Genomic DNA, 21,242 nt, shown 5'->3' on the forward strand with positions numbered 1-21,242 from the left:
CCGTTCACATTGAACGATTACACTTCCTTCATAGAACTTGAAGGAGGTTTTTTTATGCAATTAGGATGGAAAGAGATGTGGCGACAAAAACGAAAGTTTTCGATGCTGTTCGTGATCACGCTCATGATCGTCATGTTAACGACCTTGATCACGGGGCTTGCAGACGGACTAGCATATGACAACGGTTCTGCCCTACACGAATTGAACGTTTCAACGTATAGACTGGACAAAGATTCAGATGGTCAGTTGACGCGCTCCTTTTTGAACGTCCCAACTGATGCTTCAACTGAAACGATGAGTGTCCGCCCGCTCACGGTCACAATTGATGGAAAGAAAGAAGAGGTGACCCTCTTCGCCCTTCCTAGCGGGAGCAAGATTGGACCAGTCGAAGGTCTACGAAAAGGTGAAGTGGTCTTCGATTCGAGCCTTTCGGAGAACGTAAAGATTGGCGATACGCTGACCGACTTCGTGTCAGCGTATGACTTTACAATCGCTGGTGAGGCCTTTGGAAGATACAGCCATGGGCCCGTCCTCTATACGACGAATGAAACGTGGTTCGATTATTTACGTTACTCCGAACAACGTCCATATGTATCTGCCGAGATTGGAGCAAACGCTACGGCATCCGATACACTCACAATGAGTCAACAGGAAATCATCGAATCTGTTCCCGGTTATAGCGCCGAGCAGAGCACATTTACGATGATGCGCGCATTCTTACTGGTGATCGGAACCTTTATTTTGACCGCATTCTTTTATCTGTTCACCTTACAAAAGCTACCGGAACTCGGTATTTTGAAAGCAATCGGTCTCTCCCCACGAATCATCGGACAGGCATTGCTCTTCCAAGTCATCGTCATCGTATCATCCGCTGTCACGGCGTCCATCGGGATGATGTATATCGCTGATGCCGTGATTCCATCGTCGATGCCGTTTATCGTCGACATCGGTCACGTTTCTCTATTTGGTTCCATGTTCATCATCTTGTCGATTCTTGGCGCATTACTTCCGCTCTGGAAGCTTCGCCAAATCGACGCGATTGAAATTATAGGAGGGAAAGCATCATGAGACTAGAGCATATATCTCATCAATTCGATGGCCAGCTCGTTCTAAATGATATTCATTTACACGTGTCACCTGGAGAATGTATCGCCATCGTCGGTCCAAGTGGGAGTGGAAAGAGTACGTTATTATATATTCTCGGTCTGCTCCGAAAACCAGATCAAGGAACATTCTCCATGAATGAACAAGATGTGTTTGATTTAGACGAAGAACAGCGACGGCTTCTCCGATTACATGAAGTCGGGTTCGTATTTCAGCAAGCACATCTGATCCCTTATCTGACAGTACTCGAACAGCTTGAGCTCATTCAAGAAAACAAAGATACCGACGCAAAACAGTTACTAGTGAAGCTTGGATTAGAACATCGATTACATCATCTCCCGACGACACTCTCTGGAGGAGAAAAACAACGCGTCGCCGTCGCTAGAGCCTTGATTAATTCACCACAACTCATTTTGGCAGATGAACCGACGGCGAGTCTGGATTACGAGAACGGACGGCGTGTGATGGAGTTGCTGTCACAACAAGCACATCGTGAAGGACGTAGCGTCGTCGTCATCACGCACGATGAACGTATGCTCGATGTATGTGATCGTGTTCTGCGCGTCATCGATGGTACGTTGACCGAGGTCAATAGCTGAGCATCGGTTCACGCTGACAGATTTGACGAAGCTGATGCGTGAGCCAGCCACCAAAACGTACGGTGACCCCAATCTCTCCCTGTTGCGAGATGTCGGCACCTTCAATAACCATGAACCGCTCCGCAATATGATTTGATTCGAGTCGTATACCCGAGAGACAGGCAAACGCACGGACGACCTCTTCTGGTCGACATCCCGTCGACATTGCGATTTCCTGAACCTCGGTGTGTAGGCTCGATTTGTTATGTAGAAAATAACGATCGAGCAACAAATCGAACACGAGACCGACGATTCGTTCGTCGCCGTCACATGTCCATCTAAAGGTCACACCGCTTTCGAGCGTTCCATTTGGATTACTCAACACACATTGAATCATTCGATAGCTATCCGCTCGTTCCATCACTGTTCTGATCCCCTTTATAGATTGTTTATCAATCATAGCGTGTATCCTTATGTGATGCGAGAAGAGTATCGTCATACAAACTTTGAGGTTATGGCACGTAAGAGCACAACTTACGTCAGAAAACAGCACGATTTCTCTTCGTTTCGGGTACAATTACGTTGAAAGGAGTCGATCATATGCAACGAAAATGGCAAATCGGATTAGCTTCACTTTTCACTGGTTATTACGCAATCAGCTACTATGCTTTCAAACGGATGACTCGAGGGAAACGGAAAACACCGGAGATGTTACTTGCTCCATACACGGAAGAGGACCGTGCCTTCTATCATGATGTCCCATTTGAACATGTCTCCATACAGTCGAGGGACGATTTTCGACTCTATGGTCGAATTTATCGAAATGACGCCTCGACGAAATGGATTGTTTTTGTACATGGTTATACCGCTTCACATAGCTTCATGGCGCCTCATCTCGCCATGTTCCATCGTCTCGGATATAACATGCTTGCTGTCGACTTAAGGTCACACGGGGAATCCGAAGGCGTTTATGCCTCTTACGGATATCATGAAAAAATCGATATGATCGATTGGGTCGAATGGTTGAAAACGAATGAAACAGTCGACCAAATCGGTCTTCACGGAGTCTCGATGGGTGCAGCGACGGTCCTTCAAACGACTCCGCTCACAGACGTCGATTTTGTCATCGCAGAATGTCCGTTTGACGATATGGGGCAATTGATGCGATACCAATTGAAAGAATTGCATCGGATACCGGCAGAGTTCTTCCTTCCCGGAATCAATTATTTCTTATGGTCTCGTGCCGGGTTCACCATGAAGCAAGTACAACCAAAAAAGGCCGTCACTGAAACGACGACCCCAATCTTATTCGTACACGGCTCAAAAGATGATTTTGTCCCGACGTGGATGTCAGTCGAGATGAACGCGTTGAACCGCCAAAACGATTTGCTCTTGATTGACGGAGCAGAACATACAGATTGTATGATCAAGGACGCCCCTGCATATGAAGACGCAGTCAATCGCTTTTTGCACCGACATGGATTGGTCCAGCAATCAAGTCAAGCAGTACATGCAAGACCATGACCGGCCATAGGACACCCATACCTAAATATAGCAGACCGAGACCGAAACCGACAATGCCCGTCGTCAAGATTCCTTTGACGCCTTGATAGGCATGCGCGATGCCAAAGAGTGCTCCACCAATAAGTGCAAGAGTGATGTTCGACCCATCGATATAGAGTGTAACCGTATAAAGTAGAACGCCTCTAAAGATGAACTCTTCAGTCACACCTGCTGTGACCGAGACGGCACTCCACTCCTGTTCCTCTTTCTTCGTTCTAGGCAGGAGAAGCTTTTCTAAATCAAGCTCATAGTACGGACGTAGGACACCTCGTAGTCGGGATGAGGTCTTGACTAACAAATAAAAAACGAGTGTCACTGTGACGAGAATACATGATAGGAAAAAGACTTGCCACGCCTGTTCGTTGCCTGGTTCTGGCGAAAATGTCAAACCTATTTCTGATGGCGGTACTTGAAATAAAAAAATGAGAGCTACAATCAACAAGGTCAGTCCCCATGCTGATTTAACGGTTTGGTCGTATACCCACGTCCGTCCTTTCGTCTCAATCAATGGACGAATCAGTTTTGCGTTAAAGATTTGGACGACCAACATATACCCAATAATGGCTGTAAAAATCAATCGTTCGAGCATCCATATCCACTCCTGTCCTTCCTCTTAGCTATATGCTACACTATTCGGGTATTGTCTAAAAGCTAGGAGGCGGTATCTTGAAACGTATGATGCTGCGACTGACCGGTTTCATCATTGTACTCGTGCTTTTGCTCGGGGCAATTGGCTGGCTCGGTCAACATGATAAAGTAAACAATGGATTGTATCGAACCTATTATGGCGAGCACGGTGTACCGAACGCTAATCTCTCTGTGTATCAGGACGCCGCGGAGGCATATGACGTGGATTGGCGTCTGCTTGCTGCTGTACATCGCGTCGAGACGATCTTCTCACACAGTTCTTCGATGCGCTCCTCTGTTGGCGCAATCGGACCATTTCAATTTATGCCTCGCACTTGGCTAGGTTGGGAATATGATACGGATGATCAAAAAGGCGATGTTCCAGAAGACGAAGTCGATCTGACAGATCTGGCTTTAATCGATCAATACGGAGGTCTCGGGCGTGACGGAAATGGCGATGGCAAGGCAGACCCGCATAGTCTTGTTGATTCTGCCCATACGGCGGCGTATTATTTAAGTGAACACGGCGGGAAAAAGACGGATTCAGTCACATCGATACGGAACGCCATCTTCGAGTACAATCGAAGTGAGCAGTATGTCACTGATGTCATGACATACTATGAGAATTATGAATCAAGTGTGACGGTCATCCCGGATGAACGGGACACCTTCAGCCAACATGTCGCCTATTATACGATTCGATACGTCGAGTGGTTTAAGACACTCGGCTGATGCTTACATGAAAAAGTGAGGAATGGAAATGAATACGCATATAGAAGAAGTAACCATCCGCGTAAAATCGATTTTCAACGAAGACAAAACGAAACGTTATTTGCGAACGTATGAGTTTACGGATGTCGAGGATGGAGTGATTTGTGCCGTCATCATCTATTCACCGCGCATGAGCGATGCCTTTTTATCAGGTACGACAACGCAACGTGCTTATATGTTGATGCAAAATCATTTGTCGCAACCGATTCGGGAGATGCGTGTCATCAGTCTCGTGCCAACACTTGCCATCAATGATAATCTTCCCTATGTGGAATCACAGCTCGACGAGACGAATTATCACTATGTCGAAGAGACGTTACAAGAGGTGGAGGCGAGCGGCGGGATGATCATCGTCGGTTGGGGCTCGCCTGGTCGATTGATGCACCATGCGACATCCTATAAATCGCTCTTTGCCGATTACGAGTCGAATATGTACTGTATCGGTACGACCGCTAAAGGTGAACCGCAACAGATTCGTATGGCCAACGAGAACACGGTACTCGAGGCGTTCAACAATGAATCGGTAAAACCAAAGTTTCGGATTGTGAAGGAAACGAAGAAGGAAGATGACTCCATGTGAGTCATCTTCCTTTTTTATATGCCCGCCCAGATGGCAATTCCAAATAACGTGAGTAATACACCTGACCAAACAAAATCACTTGATTTGATCTCGATCTTGTCATAAATCGTTCGTTTTCCACTCGTGAACCCTCTCGCTTCCATCGAAAAGGCGATGCGTTCTGCCCGTCGGATCGAACCGGCAAGGAGTGGCAACAGTAATTTCGGAACATGCCGAAGGCGTTCCCATTTCGTGTTGAGCGAAATTCCTCGCAACTGATGTGCATAGTGGAGTTGCTGTAGCTCACGCTGCAACAAAGGGATGAAACGGAACCCGACAAGGGCACTATAGGCGATTGTTGGCGATAACTTCGCCTGTTGCATCAAACTCATAACGAATCGCTTTGAATCCGTTGTCATCATGAAAAGAAGGGAGAGGACCGTGAACGCCAGAACGCGAAGACTAAGGGCAACGGCAACACGTCTCTCTTCAACTGTGATGTCTTTACCGAGTATGGTCATCCACGTCTCTCCCTCAAGATTTTTCCCAAACACGAGCGTCGTCCAAAACGTACCGAGCGCCGTGATGAGAAATGGGATTAAGAACAGCCCCCATCTTTTCCACGATACGTCTGTCGCCACCAGCTGAATCAGTAGCGTACCGACAATGATGACAAGCGGGGTCCATGGGTTGTAAAACAGTGCCAGACCGAACATGATGAGCGTCAATGTCACAAATTTCACTGTCGGATTCATGTCATGGAGTGACATCGTTCTCCCCTCCCCTGCAATCGATAATTAAGGAGCATCTCTGTGTTCTGCCATAGTTCATCCCCGAACGGTCCCGAAAGCTCCCCATCCTTCATCAAATAGAACGTATTGGCGATATTGGCGAACGATAGGTCATGGGTTACGAACAGGATAGTCTGCCCTTGTTCCGCATGCCGCTTCATCAGCGCCTCGAGTGCATGGAGTGACACTTCGTCCTGACCTGCAGTCGGTTCATCGAATGCAAGCAATTGCTTATTCGATAGCGACTGAATTCCAACTGCGAGCCTCCTTTTTTGACCATGGCTAAGGGATAACGGATGGAGGAATCTCTGATTATGAAGCTCCATGTCAGATAACACGGTCTCAATTGATGTTTCGTGACCAAACTGCAACTCTTGCTCAACGGAGTTCATAAAAAATAGATGTTCTGGTGATTGTGGCACGAGTCCGACCCGATGATCGTGTTCGGTTATGCTTCTTAAAAATGTCGACTTCCCGCTCCCGTTCGGTCCAAGAACGGCAATCACTTCTCCAGCCCGGACGTGGAGCACCGTCTCGTTGAGCTGAAACGAATCACGTCTGACCTCATTAACCTTGTAGCGTTGAATAGCTGAGAGTGACGCGTTCGACTTCACAAATGCAAAATCCTCGACCGGACGGAATGATTCATTCCTAACGACACACCCTCGCTCTAACTCAATATGCCAGTCAAAGTAATCTCCCCATAGATGAGGACGATGCTCGACGACAATGACATTCAGGTCTTTCAACTTGTCGAGCCATTTTACAAATTCTTGCGCGGTCACTGGGTCTAGATGCGTCAACGGTTCATCGAGCAGTAGCCATTTCGGTCTTCCGACTAGAGCGCACGCAACAGCAATCCGCTGTTTCTGTCCGCCTGACAACGAATCAATTTTGCGGTTTCGATAATCACTCAACTGTAACGATTCGAGGATTTCTGTCACGCGTTGTTCGATGTCTGAGACAGGTGTCGACAAGTTCTCAAGTGTGAAAATCAGTTCTTCTTCCACCCGCTCCATGACAAATTGCGTATCCGGGTCTTGAAACACCGTTGCGACCCGCTGATTGATCTCGCCAGGTGCATAGTCGTCGTATGATCGTCCAAGTAGTTTGAGTCTACCATCAAGGATTCCGTCACAATTCTCCGGATAGAGACGGTTGAAGAGCGCGAGAAGCGTCGATTTCCCGCTTCCGCTCGCCCCACTAAGAATTGTACGACCTTGACGGATTGAAACGGTCACGTCTTCAAGAATCGCCTCAGAACTCTCTGGGAATCGAAAATGAAGTGACTCTGTCTCAACCATGGACGTTCCCACTTCGTGAAATCGCATAACCGCGAAGTGATCCTGTCTTCAGCAATAGGTCACTGAGCAACTTCCCACCGATTCCAGCGATGACCATCCCACTGACGGCTCTCAGCCCGAACATCGTCGCCACATAGCCTGGCTCTAACATCGCGAACCCACTCATGAAATATGTATAGACGAAACTCGTGACAGCCGACCCAAATCCGGCAAGCATGAGTACCCATAGCTCATAACGTCTATAGCCCGTCATCGCAAAGACGGCTTCTGCCCCTAAACCTTGAACGATGCCGACCAAGATGATGCGTGGCCCAATGGCATTTCCAATCAACATCTCAATCGTTGCGGCCATCACTTCTGAGATGAATGCCGCCCCCGGTTTACGAATGATGTATGCGGAGATAATCGATACGATAAACCAGATGCCAAAGATCCACTCGTAGGCGATGGGACCGATCAACCCTGCCCACAAGTTACCGATATGAACGAACAATAAATAGACGACCGCGAAGACAACAGATAATACGGAGACAAGGACGACTTCTTTCAATTTCCACGATTTAAGCATGTCGCCCTCCATGTGACGGACTATTTACGCTGAACGTCACCGTCATGACAACATGTCGGTTCTTTTCGCGCGCCCGCTTAAAAGCCGCCTCATAGTACGAGAACACGTCATCTAAGTTCCCATGGACGCCTGATGCATAATGCATCGACTCGTTATAGACACCAGCCTGTTTTGCTTGCTCGATTTCCTCATAGATAAGCTCCATGTAATTGTCAGCACCCATCGGATACAGTGCGAACTGCGAGGACACGTACTGGTCTCTTGATGCACCGTTTGATGGTTCGCTCGGTGCCTCGAGAGCCTCATCTCCCGTTGAATCTCCCGGACAACCGACAGAGAATGTTCCGCTCATCGAGACGTGCTTCCCTTCCTCGGAAGCAAGACTCAAGACCGTTCGAGCGACGTCAAACACATGCTCGACTCGTCCACGGATGACCGTCGACACGTCATCCGTATGTCTCCACACACCTGACAGATCCGTTCGTTTTAGTGCACCTTTGATTGTCCCGACAAAATCGTCTGTCATCGGGCTTAGTGTGAATCGAAACCCGACAATCGGACTCGTACCACATGATTCATTCATTCTTTTTCCCCCTCTAAATGTGTTTGCATAAAAAAAGCCGCATTCATGAGAATGCAGCAACAAAATCTATACAAACTTGCATAGAGAAAGTGCCGCACTTCCTCACGCCAGTATTACCTGGATCGAGTTATAAGGGATCGGAGCCATGCTCACATCTCAGCCGAAGCACCCCTAGTGCAGTCATTGATATGCGGTTACTTATGCAGTCACAGTATAGCGATGTTTCGAAGCTTTGTAAACGGTCAATCTGAATAGGTGACGTATTGACCCGTACCAGGGAGCGGGTCATGGAGCGTATCCCACGATGTTTCCATCTCCTCATCCGTCAACAAACATGCGTCAAGTGAACGCTCGACAGTCTCCCGGTCCATTCGTTGACCGATGAGGACCAACTCGTTCTGTCGGTCTCCGTACGGTTCGATGTAGTCTTCGCGCAGTTCAGGTTCTGTTACAAACATAGCCTCTCGTTCGCTCTGCGGAAGTGTCGCTAACCAGCGCCCCGCATGTTCGAGCGTTGATGCATATCCAGCTTGTGAAAACAGACAAGCAAGGTCGTTTCGTGTCGCAATCCACAAGAAACCTTTGGCACGAACGATTTCTTCAGGGTAATGTTCCATCCAATTCATCAAACGCTCAGGATGGAATGGTCGACGCCGACGGTAAACGAACGAACTGATGCCATACTCTTCTGTTTCCGGCGTATGTTCTTCCGACTCGAGTTCTTGAATCCAACCTGCAGCGCGCATCGCTTGGTCAAAATCGAACAACCGGACGTCAAGCAGGTCGTCTAACACCACATTCGAGTAGGTCGACGTCAACAACTTAGCACTCGGATTGAGCGTTTTCAGTAATCCCTTCATTTCCTGCAGTTCTTCTTCAGATACCCTGTCCGCCTTGTTCAATACGATGATGTCCGCAAACTCGACTTGGTCGACGAGAAGGTCGACGACTTCACGTACGTCAACTGTATCGACGGCTTGTTGGCGTTCCATAAGCGATTCACCGGAATTGAAATCTTTGAAGAAGCGGTACGCATCAACGACGGTGACCATCGCATCAATATAGACACGGCTCGTCAAATCGATTCCGAGCGCGTCGTCAGCATACGTGAACGTCTGTGCAACGGGAATCGGTTCAGAGATACCAGAAGACTCGATGATGATGCCATCGAGGTCGCGATCTTTCGTTAAATCATAGACGGCTGTCAACAAATCTTCGCGAAGCGTGCAACAGATACATCCGTTCGAAAGTTCGACTAATTTTTCATCGGTCCGGGAGAATCCTCCCTGCTCGATCAACTTCTCATCGATATTCAGTTCACCCATATCGTTCACGATGACGGCATATTTCTTTTGATCTCGGTTATGTAAGATGTGGTTAAGCAGCGTCGTCTTGCCGCTACCAAGATACCCCGAGAGTAATGTAATTGGAATTCTTTTCATGATTTATCCTCCATTTAAATCGTAATGATTACTTTTTATATAATGGAATGGTAACATCTTTTTGTCAACAAAAAAACACGCCACACGGACGTGTTTTCGAAGAAAGTATAATCATTCTTCCAACGCTCTTCGTTCTGCCTCTGAACGCGGATAAGCGTTCGCCTGCCATTCAGCCCGATAAATCGAGTCGAGTTGAGTCAATCCGACTTCATCCTCGTCTTTGTCTGTATCGACGCTCGGCACCTCATCCCACTTCGGGTCGAGGTACGAATGGTCTTCTTCACGTGCTCGGTTTTCTTGGATCTTTTGAATCCCCATCTTAACTGCTGCTGCAACTGCGAACCCAATACCTGCTCGAACCAACAGTCGTTTCACCATCGTATTTCCTCCTCAGCGACCGAAACGATACAATGGCATCCCTTTCACTTCTGTGTCGACGATAAATACCGATCCTGCATCCGGATATTCGGCAAGCGCTTCTTCATCCATTCCTTCACGAGCCGTCGTGATGGCTAATCGATTCAGCCCATCCCCGATAAAGGCGCATGAGGTGACATTCGGCGCAGGAACATGCACTTCCAATAGTTTCACACCTGTTGACGGGTCCCAACGTGACACTCGTCCACCAGCAAAATGTGCAATCCATAGGCAGCCTTCAGAATCGGACGTCATCCCGTCAGGAAAACCTTCTTCCTCGGAAAAATCAATGACGACCTCTCCGTTTGAGAGCGTTCCTGACTTCAAATCAAAATCATATTTCCAAATTTTTTCAGTCGGTGTATCGATATGATAAAAAACGGAATGGTCAGGAGACCACGTCAACCCGTTCGAAAGTGTGAGCTCATCCATGAGTGTCGTCGTCGTACCATCCCGATCGACACGATATAATGTCGCTTGATTCTCTTTGTCTTCGAGATGAAGCGTTCCGGCGAAGATTCGACCGTATGGATCGGCTTTTCCGTCATTGAACCGCAATTGACCGTCCGGATCATCCAACTCGACAATCTTCTTCAAGTCCCGATTAATCTCATCCCATTCATAAATGCCGTCCTTCAAACCGAGGACAACGCCATCCGTCACTTTTGGAATGACGAAACCGACTTGTTTCCCGACTTCAAACGACGAGATTTCGTCTTCTCGCTCATCATACCACCACAATGTATGGCCTTCGATATCTACCCAATAAAACCGCTTCAGCTCGGCATCCCAACACGGACCTTCACCAAGCGTATTTCGTACACGAATCCACAACGACGCATCTACTTTCTCCATCACTTAGCCTCCACTCTATCCATTAGTTCAGAAATCTATTCCCCTCTCGCATCGGGACTATGCATGAATCCAGAAAATCGTGATGGATTTTCACCGTCGTCCGTTCGTTTTGCTATAGTGAAAGAAACGTAGCGAGGGAGTGAATGGCTTGTCGAAATGGGATGAACGATTTAGTTCGGAAGAGTATGTGTATGGGACCGAGCCAAACGAATTTTTACGCGAATGGGTCACGTTTCATCAACCTGAAAGAAAACATGTATTGGCCATCGCTGAGGGCGAAGGTCGAAACGCGGTATGGCTCGCCACGCTCGGCTTTGAAGTCGAGATATGGGACACTTCTATAGCAGGGATCGCCAAAGCGAAGCGCTTGGCGACGTCACGAAACGTATCCATTCAGACGAAACAAATCGATTTGAATGAAGCCGATTGGCCAAACGAGGCGTATGACATGGTCATCTGTATCTTTGGCCACTTCCTTCCACACGTCAGAAAAAAAGTGTTTGCGGGTATCCAACAAACGCTTCGACCTGGTGGTTTGTTTCTGAGTGAAGTCTACGCTACACATCAACTCGCTTACGGGACAGGTGGACCAAACGACGCCGCACTTCTTTACACCGAAGAGATGTTCCACCAACTAGAGGACGATTTCGTACCGCTCCTCTTACATGAGACGGTCGTCTGGCGAGAAGAAGGCACGCTCCATCACGGCGAATCTGCTGTGATTCAATATGTCGGGCAAAAATGGTAAACGAACGGCCTTTTCGTTTAAACGAGCCCAGTTTTATGGACTGAGTAACTCGAACTCTATACGGCAATCAGATGGCTCCAGTATTACCCCGGGGTCATCTCTTTTATATTCCGCTGTTTGTGTTCGTCAATGAAAATAAGGGCTTTAGGCGATTAATTCTGCGCCTGACATATTTGTATACGGTCGTTCTTACTCTATATACGCTTTAAAAATAGCGCTGTGCTCTTCCTCAGTTTATATAACGAAGAAAAGTTGAGTCTATTTTATAAGCGACAACTAAAAACATCTTGTATACGTTTCGACGTCGAAACGTATACAAGATGTTTTAATTTAACGATGAAGTAGACTTGTATCCCCTATGTTGATTTTAAGTCACTTTGGATTGTGGTACTTAGTTTTATTGGGTATTCGGATTTTATGGTGGAAAAGGGCTTATAAATCACCCTTCTCCAAATTCTTAATAAGTGTGGAAAAATCGACACCAAAGTTGTCTGTAATGTCGTGATCATTCACTTCATACCAATTGAAAGTATCGTATAACATAGCTTTATTGAAAGCACTTGAATTAAATCGTGGCTTACGCTTTTTATGGAGCTTCTCATTGAAAAGGATTTTGGCTCGTAAGGCATCAAACGAGTAACCTCTACCCATTCGTTCTACCTGCCTAATAATGCTGTTAATTGACTCCGTATAAGCATTAGTGAGCCTTTTATCAAAGTAGTTGAATATTTCGACATGCCAGTTGTCTACGGCTCTCACGAGGTCTTTATATGCGTCTTTAGAGTTGCTGGACATACAACGGTGTCTCCATTGACTATAACGAAGATGACCTTCATCTGGATCAGGAGTATCCCATATCCAGTAAAACTCTTCTTTGAGTTCATAGGCTTCTTTTAAAGCAGGAAGATTACCTAACCAAGTATCTAAGAGGAATGATTCACGTTCATTTAGATCGTGTTTACGCTTTAGAAGGATAAACCTTTCACGCATAAGGGTACGTCTTTCTTTTTGGCTCATATGGGCTTTCAAAGACTTTCTGACGTTATCTAAGGCTTGATTAGCCATTCTAACTACATGAAACTTATCTACGACAACTTTAGCGTGTGGAAGGATAGTGTTCACTGCGTCTTTGTAGGGCTTCCACATATCCATTGTGACGTACTCAATGTAAGTCCTGTCACTGATTTCTGAAAGACGTTGGATGACTGTTTCCTTGTTACGGTTAGGCTTGATGTCATAAATAGTCCTGCGTTCAATATTAGTCAATACAAGCCGAGGTCTACGGATAATATGTATCTCGTCTATCCCAAGCCACTTAGGAGTTTCAAACTGGTATTCACGTTCTTTGAGTGCCACATAGTCCTTAAAAACGTTCCTAATGGTTTTCTCGTCAACACCAACGCTTTCTGCGACTTCTACAAAGGTCTTAGACATGGATTGCTCTTGAATGGACTTTAAAAGCCTTTTGGTCATACTACGCTTTTCATCTACAGATATTAGGCGTTCCCAGAAGGTAGATCCGCATTCACGACACTTGTATCGTCTACGGTTCAATTGTAAGCCCACTCGCTTTAAACGAATGGGCAAATCCATAATTAGTTGATTTCTTGAACTGTGTTTGTACAACTTGTCAAAACCACATTCAGGACAACGTTCAGGTGGTCCGACTGCTTCAACTTTAAACATCATATCGGTTTCATTTTCTTGTGGCGGTTCTATTGTTTTAATGTCTGGTAGGGATAATAAGTCTGACATATTATTCATCCTTTATTACTCTGCGGTGTTAAGGTATCAATTATAGATTTGATGTCGAAATCATCAGTGTTAAATTATTTTTGTGACCACAAATGCACTTAGAAAATCCCTTAAAGCATTAGCTGGTTCACTTGAATAGGGAGTTGTAAAAAAGTTCCCTTAGCCTGCACAACAAGATAATTTCGAAATATCTTTATCGAACGTAAGTGCAGCTAATTTTAGCCCTTCAGCCATTGTTAAATATGGTGCTAGGGTTTCTGTTAAATCTTCTATCGTTAAGCCAAATTTAACAGCTAATGATGCTGCATAGATGACATCTCCTGCATTCTCAGATACAATATGAACCCCTAATACTTTTAGTGTTTCTGCATCTGCTACTAGTTTAAATACACCGGTTGTTTCACGGTTTACAATTGCTCTTGGAACAGCATCTAAAGGTAATACAGATGTCTTCACATCATACCCTTTCTCTTTTGCTTGTTCTTCTGTTAAACCAACCGTTGCAACCGTCGGATTCGTAAACGTAACAGCAGGAACTACCGATAAATCTATTTTTTTGTTTAATCCACCAATAGCATTATCAGTAATAATTCCACCTTCATAGGCTGCTACATATACAAATTGTGGTCCTAAAGTCACATCTCCTGCTGCATAAATCTTTTCATTACTTGTTTGACCAAAATCATTGATCAGGATTTCATTATTTTTTCCAGTTTCAACACCTGCTGCACTTAAATTTAAAGAATCCGTATTTGGTTTTCTTCCAGTGGCAACAAGTAACTGATCTGATTCAATGACTTCTCTACTGCCATTTACTGTTACGTAAACCCTTTTTATCTCTCCACTTTGTTCAACACGCTCAAAAGTTGCCCCTTTGACAAGGTTTATACCCTGTTCAATTAACGCTTTTTCAACTGACTTTGAAATCTCAGGATCATACTCCTTTAAAAGTCGCTCACTTCTTTGCATAAGCGTTATTTCTGAACCTAAATGATGAAATAGTTGTCCAAGCTCCATTCCAATGTATCCTGAACCAATTACAGTTAATCGTTTTGGTATTTTCTTTAACTCAAGAAGTGTTGTACTAGTTAAATAGTCCATTTTTTCAAGTCCTGAAATTTGGGGCAACGAAGGCGATGCACCTGTTGCAATTAAAAAGCGTTTTGCAGATAACTTTGCCCCATTGACCTCAACCGTACTAGCATCAACGAATTTTGCTTCACCTTTAATTAAATCAAAATTATATTCATCAATTAAATCCATATATTTTTGATTCCGAAGTTCGCTCACTAATTTATCCTTTTGCGTGATTAAACTAGCTAAATCCACTTCTCCAGCGGATGTTTGTAAACCTATAAACGGATTGTCTTTTGATAAATGATTGATTTCCCCTGCCCTAAGAAGAGTTTTTGACGGAACACAGCCAATATTCACACAGGTTCCCCCAACCGTTCCACGCTCAATCATTCCAACTTTTGCACCGTATTCTATAGCTTTAATTGCCGAAGAAAAGGCAGCAGCACCAGAACCAATAATAAGAAGGTCATAATTGTCTTCATTAATTAACGCCACGTTTTCTAGTGATGATACTTCTTCAATTTCTCCGGCTTGGTAATTTGCTTCATCAATCGCCTTTATTGCACTTTCAACCTCAATATCATCGGGCAGTTCAAATACTGCTTCACCACGACGATAACTAGACTCAATATTTTTAGCACCTATCTTTTCAAGTGCTGATTCTACGTGTTTTTCACAACCCGTACAAGTCATTCCTGAAATGTTTACCTTAAATTTATTCATAAAAAAGCTCCTTTCGTTAATTAATCTCTCATGTTAATGTTTCTATTATTGGACACGAATGTAATTGCTTTTCATCTGGACATCGTTGTTTTAAGTCGTCTAACATAGTTTCAATTCGTTTTAAATCCTCTATTTGTTTTTGCACTTCCTTTTGTTTTTTAGAAACAAATTCGAACATATCTTGACAACGAACTTCATCTTTATCTACAACACCAAGTAATTTATAAATCTCGCTTAAAGAAAAACCAAGTTCCTGTATTCGTTTAATAAACCCAACACGCTTAACGTCATCATATGAATATATCCGATAACCAGCTTCCGTTCGGTGAGGTTCTTGTAATAAATTTTTTCGCTCGTAATATCTGATCGTTTCTTTATTAACTCCACATTTATCTGCAAACTCACTAATGCGATAAATCATCTTATTTCACCCCATGAATATTATAAACCGTGTACCATAGTACACGGTCAAGTAAACGTACGATTGCATCAAGAACACCCACTGATTCATAGTGATCGTGGATTCCAATACACCTCTAAGGCGTTCAAGCGTAAATTAGAGGCGGCAGGAATGACTCAAAGTATGTCACGGGTTGGTCGCTGTATTGATAATGGACCAATGGAATCTTTTTTCGGCACGTTAAAATGTGAAAAGTATTATTTACATAAGTATCAGACCTTTGAAGAACTTAACATTGCCATAAATGAGTACATCTATTTTTATAATCACGAAAGATACCAAAAACGATTAAACGGCCTCAGCCCTAAAGAATATAGAGCGAAAGCTGCTTAAATCACTTTTATTATTTCCACTGTCTACTTGACGGGGGGCAGTTCAGATTATTTTTTAATAATTTATTAAACTCAAAAGGGCACTAAACGTTTCGTTCTCTGCCATGATGTATACCCCTAATCCAACAAAGACTATAGGGATAATCCATCTTCCGTATTTCTCCAAAACTTCAGAAACATGTCTGAAGGAAGCTAAACGATATCCTACAAAACACCAGACAGCAACCATTATAAAGAAGATAATAACCGTAATTACCAGTTCATTCACACTTAAAGTTGTAAAATAAGGCACATAGATGCCGATATTGTCCCCGCCATTAGCGAATGTGATGAAGGCTACACTCATAAATAGTTTGTTAAATCTCCCTGAGTTTAAACTGGAGAGGATCGCACCTTCATCTTCATCTTCACCCTTAATAAACAGTTTAATCCCTAAATAGATCGGAATTAAACCAAGCAATCCAACCCATTTTTCTGGAATCAACATGACGCCAAAAGTTCCCAAAAGACTGATCAAAACCAGCAAGGCAAAACCTAAGTATTGCCCAATGACTATATCTTTAGGGTAGATCCGGTTACTCTTTGTCTGCGCGTTCATCTTTAAACCGCCAGTCGCTCTAGCCTGTGCATTTGCCTGAGAGAACAGCAGCATCAAAACAAAAATATCATCAATATTGGTTACTAAGAAAGCCCCAATTGCGGAAATAATAGTCAAAGCCACTTTTATCAACTCCATGGTAAGTTATTAAAACATTCACACGTATGTTTGAATGTTATGAATAGGTTCTCCCCTGCTTAGTGTAAATATACGGGAAGTAGCTCCCCTATCCAGTGAAGAGCAAAATATAGCAATATCCCTACAAAAAAGAAAAGAATAACGACTCTGTCTTCAGTGGCACTAACAACAGGCAGCAAGTCAACGGTAGATATGTATAGAAATATTCCTGCTGTAATGGAAAGAGCTATCGCGAGGATGCTGCTATCTACCATAAAAAATTGTGTTAGAGACACGGCTGCGATCGCGCCTGTTATCGTTGATAGACCCAATAAGAAAGATGCTCCTATCGCCTTCTTCTTGCTTTCAAAGCTTGCAAATACGATGGAAGAAATCGTTAAACCATCCGGAATTTTATGTATTAATACAGCAATCAATACAACAAATCCTATTCTCTCGTCTATTTTGAAACTGGCTACAATAGAGACACCATCAAAAAACGTGTGAACCAGCATGCCCAATAAAGCACTAAAGGTTGTGCTTTGAGAATGAGAATGTTTATGAGTCTCTTCTCCGAAATGAAAATGGGGTGCAAGAAACTGCTGGAACAAAAAGATCAAACCAAAGCCAATAACAATATATAGGGCACTGGATTCCTGAATTTCTAATGCTTCTGGTATTAAATCCATAATCGCAATAGTGAAAAGTATCCCGGCGCTCAGCGCCATTAAGCCATTTAAGCCCCTTCTAGACCAATTTTTTTTAAGAAAGATCACAAAGCCACCCAGGACATTTGCGAAAGCCGCAGTTAGGACGTAAAACAAAATGTCCATTAATTCCCCCACTCCATTAAATGAAAAGTTTAACCTGCACTTATGAAAAGTGCAGGTCTGCTGCATTCACATTATTTCTTTTTATTCAGCATGTGAATGGCGTGCCCCATCACACCTTCCGCCGCTTCCATCAATGGCTCAGGCAACGTTGGATGGGCATGGATTGTAAGGCTTAGATCTTCGGCAGTTGCTCCAGATTCAATGGCAAAAACTGCTTCAGCAATAAGCGACGATACTTCTGGTCCTACCATCTGTGCGCCTAACACCCTTTTGCTGTTCTTCTCGGCTACAATCTGCACAAAGCCATCTGCATCTGAAACAGATAATGCCCTTCCGTTCGCTTGGAATGGAAAACGGCTGGAAACCGTTTCGTATCCCTGTTCTTTTGCTTCTTTCTCTGTTAATCCTGTGTAGGCAACTTCAGGATCACTGAAGATAACAAAAGGCATGGCTTGAAAATCAATGATGCTGTTTTGTCCGCTAATCACTTCTGCAGCTACTTTTCCTTCGTAGCTAGCTTTATGGGCAAGGAGGTATCCGCCAGCACAGTCACCTATTGCATAAACATGCTCCACGTTTGTCTGGCATTTCTCATTTATCTTAATAAAACCACGCTCGTCTAATTCTACTCCGATATTTTCCAACCCAATTTTCCCTGTGTTCGGCTTTCTTCCTATAGAAACTAAGCAATAATCTCCGTTAACCACTTCTTCCTTGCCATCAACCTGTACACGAACTTTTACTTCATCCCCTGTGTTTTCTCCGCCTTGGACCAGAGCATTGGTTACAACTGTGATACCTAGTTCTTTTAGATGCCGTTTTACCACATTTGTAAGCATAGGATCGGTACCTGGAAGAATCGTGTTGGACCCTTCGAGAATGGTCACTTTTGATCCGAATTTGGCATAAGCAGTGCCCAGCTCCAAACCAATATAACCACCGCCTACCACAACTAAATGTTTTGGTACTTCCTGCAGCACCAATGCCTCAGTGGAAGAAATGATTCTTTTTTTATCAAATGGCATACTTTTTAGTTCGAAAGGCAAAGATCCTATCGCAAGGATTAAATCTTTGTAGGAATATACTTGTTCTTCGTTATTCATTTTGATTTTAGCCGTATAGGGTTTAGTAAGATAGGCTTCTCCACTGATTACCTCTACTCCATTGCCTTTCAGTAAGGTCTTAACCCCGCTGGTTAACTTATTCACGATGCCGTCTTTCCACTTTACTACTTCCGGCATATCTACTTGAACTTCACCAGAAACCTTGATGCCCATTGCACTGGCGTGTTGAATATGTTTTACCCGCTCAGACACACTAATAAGAGCTTTTGATGGGATACACCCCCGGTTAAGGCAAACGCCCCCTAGTTCTGCTTTATCTACCAGAACCACTTTTTTCCCCAACTGGGCCGCCCGTATGGCCGCCACATAACCTCCAGATCCTGCTCCTATTACTAACAAATCGACATCTTTTGTCATTTTAGCTTCCTCCTCCGGTGATTTCAGAATGAAATAAACGAACGGTCTTTCACGAAAAAACAGAACCGTTTTCGTGCAATATGTAATCCTAAAACTGCTGTGAACCAACCTGTAACGTATACCCATTTTTAATCATTTTTAATGTAACTAACCCCCAAATTTCTATACATGGTAAGAAAAAGGGCTTTCCAGACAACCAGAAAGCCCTTTTCCCTTTTATTCCTTGACCCGCATAAGCCGCATACTATTTAACGCTACCAGAAGAGTTGCCCCCATGTCTGAAAGGATGGCAATCCAGAGCGTTAACCAACCTGGGATAACCAATAGTAAGGCAATAAATTTAATGGCAATTGCAAAGGTGATGTTAGCTTTGATGATATTTAGGGATTTACGGCTTAGTTTCACAGTGAATGGAAGTTTTCTTAAATCATCTCCCATTAAAGCAACGTCTGCCGTTTCCAGTGCTGTATCTGTACCAGCTCCACCCATTGCAATCCCAACTGTTGAGGCCGCCAATGCAGGTGCATCATTGACCCCATCTCCTACCATTGCTACGTTGCCATACTCGGATCTCAATTGTTTAATATAGTTTAATTTGTCCTCTGGCATCAGTTCTGCCTGAATATCCGATACGCCAACATGGCCGCCGATCGCATTCGCGGTACCTTGGTTATCGCCTGTAAGCATAATGGTCTTTTTGATGCCAAGTTGATGCAATTTCTGAATAACGTCTTTACTTGATTCACGTACTTCATCCGCTACCGCAATCACAGCAAGTATTTCTTTTTCAGTTCCGACCACCATAGCTGTCTTGCCTTGGTTTTGAAGAGTAGTAACATTTTGCTCTAAGTCTTTATCGAAATCATTAGTCAATAATTCCTTAAAGAGTTTCGGGCTACCGATGTAATAAGTCGTCCCGTTTACGATACCCTTTATACCCTTTCCTGTGATAGAAGAGAAATCCTCTACCTGTACGTCAGAATAATTAATGTTCTCCGCTTCTGCTTTTTTCATAATGGCTGAAGCAAGAGGATGCTGGGAACGATATTCTAATGCAGTAATGATGGACAGCAATTCTTTTTCATTTGCCTGCTTGTTCAACACATTAAAATCAGTTACCACTGGGACACCTTTTGTTAGTGTGCCCGTTTTATCAAATGCAATGGCCTTTAAGGCACCCATTTCTTCTAGATAAATACCGCCTTTTATAAGAACGCCCTTTTTCGCTGCATTCCCGATTGCTGAAACAATGGAAATCGGAGTGGAAATAACCAATGCACAAGGACAGCCGACAACAAGAACAGCTAATCCTTGATAAATCCATGTTTCCCAACTGCCATCAAAGAATAATGGAGGGACTATAGCAACTAATGCTGCAATGATCATAATAATCGGTGTGTAATATTTTGCGAATTTATCAACAAATGCTTGCGAAGGAGCACGTTCCCCTTGTGCTTCCTCTACAAGATGAATAATTTTAGAAATTGTTGTATCTTCTACAAGTTTCGTTATTTCTACTTCAAGTAATCCTTCTTCATTTAAGGTACCTGCAAACACTTCATCATCAACCGTTTTCGCAACAGGAACAGACTCGCCCGTAATGGCCGCCTGGTTAACAGCCGAATAGCCGCTTACTACAGTCCCGTCCATGGCAATCTTCTGGCCGGGTTTCACGATCATAATATCACCAATGGCAATGTCATCCACATGGATCATCATTTCTTGCCCATTTCGTCTAACGAGTGCCTCTTTTGGTGCAATATCCATTAATGAACGAATCGATTGTCTTGCTTTATCCATAGAGAATCGTTCAAGAGCTTCACTAATCGCAAAGAGAATGACAACAATGGCCACTTCTCCCCATTCCCCAATGATAGCGCCACCTATAACAGCCACTGTCATAAGGGTTTTCATATCAAATTCAAAACGTAGTAAGTTTTGCAAACCAACTTTAAA

General features: G+C 44.1%; 22 protein-coding genes, 1 pseudogene and 1 riboswitch. Of the genes and pseudogenes, 7 read left to right on the forward strand and 16 right to left on the reverse strand.

What is annotated here, in order from left to right; genetic code table 11:
- Positions 1 to 54 precede the first annotated feature (54 nt).
- Positions 55 to 1,068 (forward strand): ABC transporter permease, encoded by a 1,014-nt coding sequence (locus tag PQI28_RS09230; protein ID WP_339963095.1) that lies wholly within the window; start codon positions 55 to 57, stop codon positions 1,066 to 1,068.
- Positions 1,065 to 1,703: an ABC transporter ATP-binding protein gene (locus PQI28_RS09235; protein WP_339963096.1), complete on the forward strand. Its 639-nt coding sequence runs from the start codon at positions 1,065 to 1,067 to the stop codon at positions 1,701 to 1,703. The genes PQI28_RS09230 and PQI28_RS09235 overlap by 4 nt, the downstream gene beginning before the upstream one ends.
- Here PQI28_RS09235 and PQI28_RS09240 read toward each other — a convergent pair.
- Positions 1,693 to 2,103, reverse strand: coding sequence for a hypothetical protein (locus PQI28_RS09240; RefSeq protein WP_214748938.1), 411 nt, complete (start codon positions 2,101 to 2,103; stop codon positions 1,693 to 1,695). The two genes, PQI28_RS09235 and PQI28_RS09240, sit on opposite strands and share 11 nt — an antisense overlap.
- Positions 2,104 to 2,282: 179 nt before the next feature.
- Between PQI28_RS09240 and PQI28_RS09245 the strand changes: the two genes are divergently transcribed.
- Entirely contained in the window at positions 2,283 to 3,206 is a 924-nt protein-coding gene (locus PQI28_RS09245) for an alpha/beta hydrolase (RefSeq protein ID WP_339963097.1), read from the forward strand.
- Here the strand turns inward: PQI28_RS09245 and PQI28_RS09250 are convergent.
- Entirely contained in the window at positions 3,139 to 3,834 is a 696-nt protein-coding gene (locus PQI28_RS09250; RefSeq protein ID WP_339963098.1) for a CPBP family intramembrane glutamic endopeptidase, read from the reverse strand. The two genes, PQI28_RS09245 and PQI28_RS09250, sit on opposite strands and share 68 nt — an antisense overlap.
- An 86-nt stretch (positions 3,835 to 3,920) precedes the next feature.
- Here PQI28_RS09250 and PQI28_RS09255 point away from each other — a divergent pair, with 86 nt between their 5' ends.
- Together PQI28_RS09255 and PQI28_RS09260 are read left to right on the forward strand one after the other, a co-directional pair.
- Positions 3,921 to 4,604 carry a lytic transglycosylase domain-containing protein gene (locus PQI28_RS09255; protein WP_251125600.1) on the forward strand — a complete coding sequence of 228 codons (684 nt, stop codon included), beginning with the start codon at positions 3,921 to 3,923 and terminating at the stop codon, positions 4,602 to 4,604.
- Between the two features lie 28 nt (positions 4,605 to 4,632).
- Entirely contained in the window at positions 4,633 to 5,223 is a 591-nt protein-coding gene (locus PQI28_RS09260; protein WP_074035263.1) for a DUF1643 domain-containing protein, read from the forward strand.
- Between the two features lie 14 nt (positions 5,224 to 5,237).
- Here PQI28_RS09260 and PQI28_RS09265 read toward each other — a convergent pair whose 3' ends face one another.
- The 7 genes from PQI28_RS09265 to PQI28_RS09295 all read right to left on the reverse strand — a co-directional run bounded on the left by PQI28_RS09265 (position 5,238) and on the right by PQI28_RS09295 (position 11,162).
- Positions 5,238 to 5,972, reverse strand: coding sequence for an energy-coupling factor transporter transmembrane component T family protein (locus PQI28_RS09265; RefSeq protein WP_339963099.1), 735 nt, complete (start codon positions 5,970 to 5,972; stop codon positions 5,238 to 5,240).
- Complete coding sequence (locus PQI28_RS09270) at positions 5,954 to 7,297, reverse strand: ABC transporter ATP-binding protein (RefSeq protein ID WP_339963100.1); 1,344 nt, start codon at positions 7,295 to 7,297, stop codon at positions 5,954 to 5,956. The genes PQI28_RS09265 and PQI28_RS09270 overlap by 19 nt, the downstream gene beginning before the upstream one ends.
- Entirely contained in the window at positions 7,290 to 7,865 is a 576-nt protein-coding gene (locus tag PQI28_RS09275) for an ECF transporter S component (protein ID WP_074034359.1), read from the reverse strand. Before PQI28_RS09275 ends, PQI28_RS09270 begins: the two co-directional genes overlap by 8 nt.
- Positions 7,858 to 8,448, reverse strand: coding sequence for a Ykof family thiamine-binding protein (locus tag PQI28_RS09280; RefSeq protein WP_214782797.1), 591 nt, complete (start codon positions 8,446 to 8,448; stop codon positions 7,858 to 7,860). Before PQI28_RS09280 ends, PQI28_RS09275 begins: the two co-directional genes overlap by 8 nt.
- Before the next feature lie 82 nt (positions 8,449 to 8,530).
- Positions 8,531 to 8,631, reverse strand: a riboswitch (TPP riboswitch).
- Between the two features lie 59 nt (positions 8,632 to 8,690).
- A complete protein-coding gene (locus PQI28_RS09285) occupies positions 8,691 to 9,890 on the reverse strand; it encodes a GTP-binding protein (protein WP_339963101.1) in 1,200 nt (399 codons plus the stop codon).
- 111 nt (positions 9,891 to 10,001) lie between these two features.
- Positions 10,002 to 10,268, reverse strand: a complete 267-nt coding sequence (locus PQI28_RS09290) for a hypothetical protein (RefSeq protein ID WP_339963102.1) — start codon at positions 10,266 to 10,268, stop codon at positions 10,002 to 10,004.
- A 12-nt stretch (positions 10,269 to 10,280) separates the two neighbouring features.
- Entirely contained in the window at positions 10,281 to 11,162 is an 882-nt protein-coding gene (locus PQI28_RS09295) for an SMP-30/gluconolactonase/LRE family protein (protein WP_074034353.1), read from the reverse strand.
- A 148-nt stretch (positions 11,163 to 11,310) separates the two neighbouring features.
- On the opposite strand from PQI28_RS09295, the gene PQI28_RS09300 reads away from it, so the two are divergent.
- Entirely contained in the window at positions 11,311 to 11,910 is a 600-nt protein-coding gene (locus PQI28_RS09300) for a class I SAM-dependent methyltransferase (RefSeq protein ID WP_074034352.1), read from the forward strand.
- Between the two features lie 432 nt (positions 11,911 to 12,342).
- On the opposite strand, the gene PQI28_RS09305 is transcribed toward PQI28_RS09300, so the two are convergent.
- The 3 genes from PQI28_RS09305 to merR all read right to left on the reverse strand — a co-directional run bounded on the left by PQI28_RS09305 (position 12,343) and on the right by merR (position 15,886).
- Positions 12,343 to 13,665 (reverse strand): ISL3 family transposase, encoded by a 1,323-nt coding sequence (locus tag PQI28_RS09305; protein WP_009374086.1) that lies wholly within the window; start codon positions 13,663 to 13,665, stop codon positions 12,343 to 12,345.
- Positions 13,666 to 13,824: 159 nt separating this feature from the next.
- Positions 13,825 to 15,465 carry a mercury(II) reductase gene (gene merA / locus PQI28_RS09310; protein WP_339963103.1) on the reverse strand — a complete coding sequence of 547 codons (1,641 nt, stop codon included), beginning with the start codon at positions 15,463 to 15,465 and terminating at the stop codon, positions 13,825 to 13,827.
- 28 nt (positions 15,466 to 15,493) lie between these two features.
- Positions 15,494 to 15,886 carry an Hg(II)-responsive transcriptional regulator gene (gene merR / locus PQI28_RS09315; RefSeq protein WP_001863748.1) on the reverse strand — a complete coding sequence of 131 codons (393 nt, stop codon included), beginning with the start codon at positions 15,884 to 15,886 and terminating at the stop codon, positions 15,494 to 15,496.
- Between the two features lie 78 nt (positions 15,887 to 15,964).
- On the opposite strand from merR, the pseudogene PQI28_RS09320 reads away from it, so the two are divergent.
- Positions 15,965 to 16,258, forward strand: a pseudogene (locus PQI28_RS09320) (transposase); the annotation flags it as partial.
- A gap of 54 nt (positions 16,259 to 16,312) precedes the next feature.
- Here the strand turns inward: PQI28_RS09320 and PQI28_RS09325 are convergent.
- The 4 genes from PQI28_RS09325 to PQI28_RS09340 all read right to left on the reverse strand — a co-directional run.
- Positions 16,313 to 16,978 carry a CadD family cadmium resistance transporter gene (locus tag PQI28_RS09325; RefSeq protein WP_435528659.1) on the reverse strand — a complete coding sequence of 222 codons (666 nt, stop codon included), beginning with the start codon at positions 16,976 to 16,978 and terminating at the stop codon, positions 16,313 to 16,315.
- A gap of 74 nt (positions 16,979 to 17,052) precedes the next feature.
- Positions 17,053 to 17,805 carry a ZIP family metal transporter gene (locus tag PQI28_RS09330; RefSeq protein WP_339963104.1) on the reverse strand — a complete coding sequence of 251 codons (753 nt, stop codon included), beginning with the start codon at positions 17,803 to 17,805 and terminating at the stop codon, positions 17,053 to 17,055.
- A 71-nt stretch (positions 17,806 to 17,876) separates the two neighbouring features.
- Positions 17,877 to 19,286 (reverse strand): dihydrolipoyl dehydrogenase, encoded by a 1,410-nt coding sequence (lpdA, locus tag PQI28_RS09335; RefSeq protein WP_339963105.1) that lies wholly within the window; start codon positions 19,284 to 19,286, stop codon positions 17,877 to 17,879.
- A gap of 216 nt (positions 19,287 to 19,502) precedes the next feature.
- On the reverse strand, positions 19,503 to 21,242 hold a 1,740-nt coding region (locus PQI28_RS09340), incomplete at its 5' end, for a heavy metal translocating P-type ATPase (RefSeq protein WP_339963106.1).

The organism is Exiguobacterium sp. USCH10, from assembly GCF_037619445.1.
Lineage (GTDB): Bacteria > Bacillota > Bacilli > Exiguobacteriales > Exiguobacteriaceae > Exiguobacterium > Exiguobacterium aestuarii_A.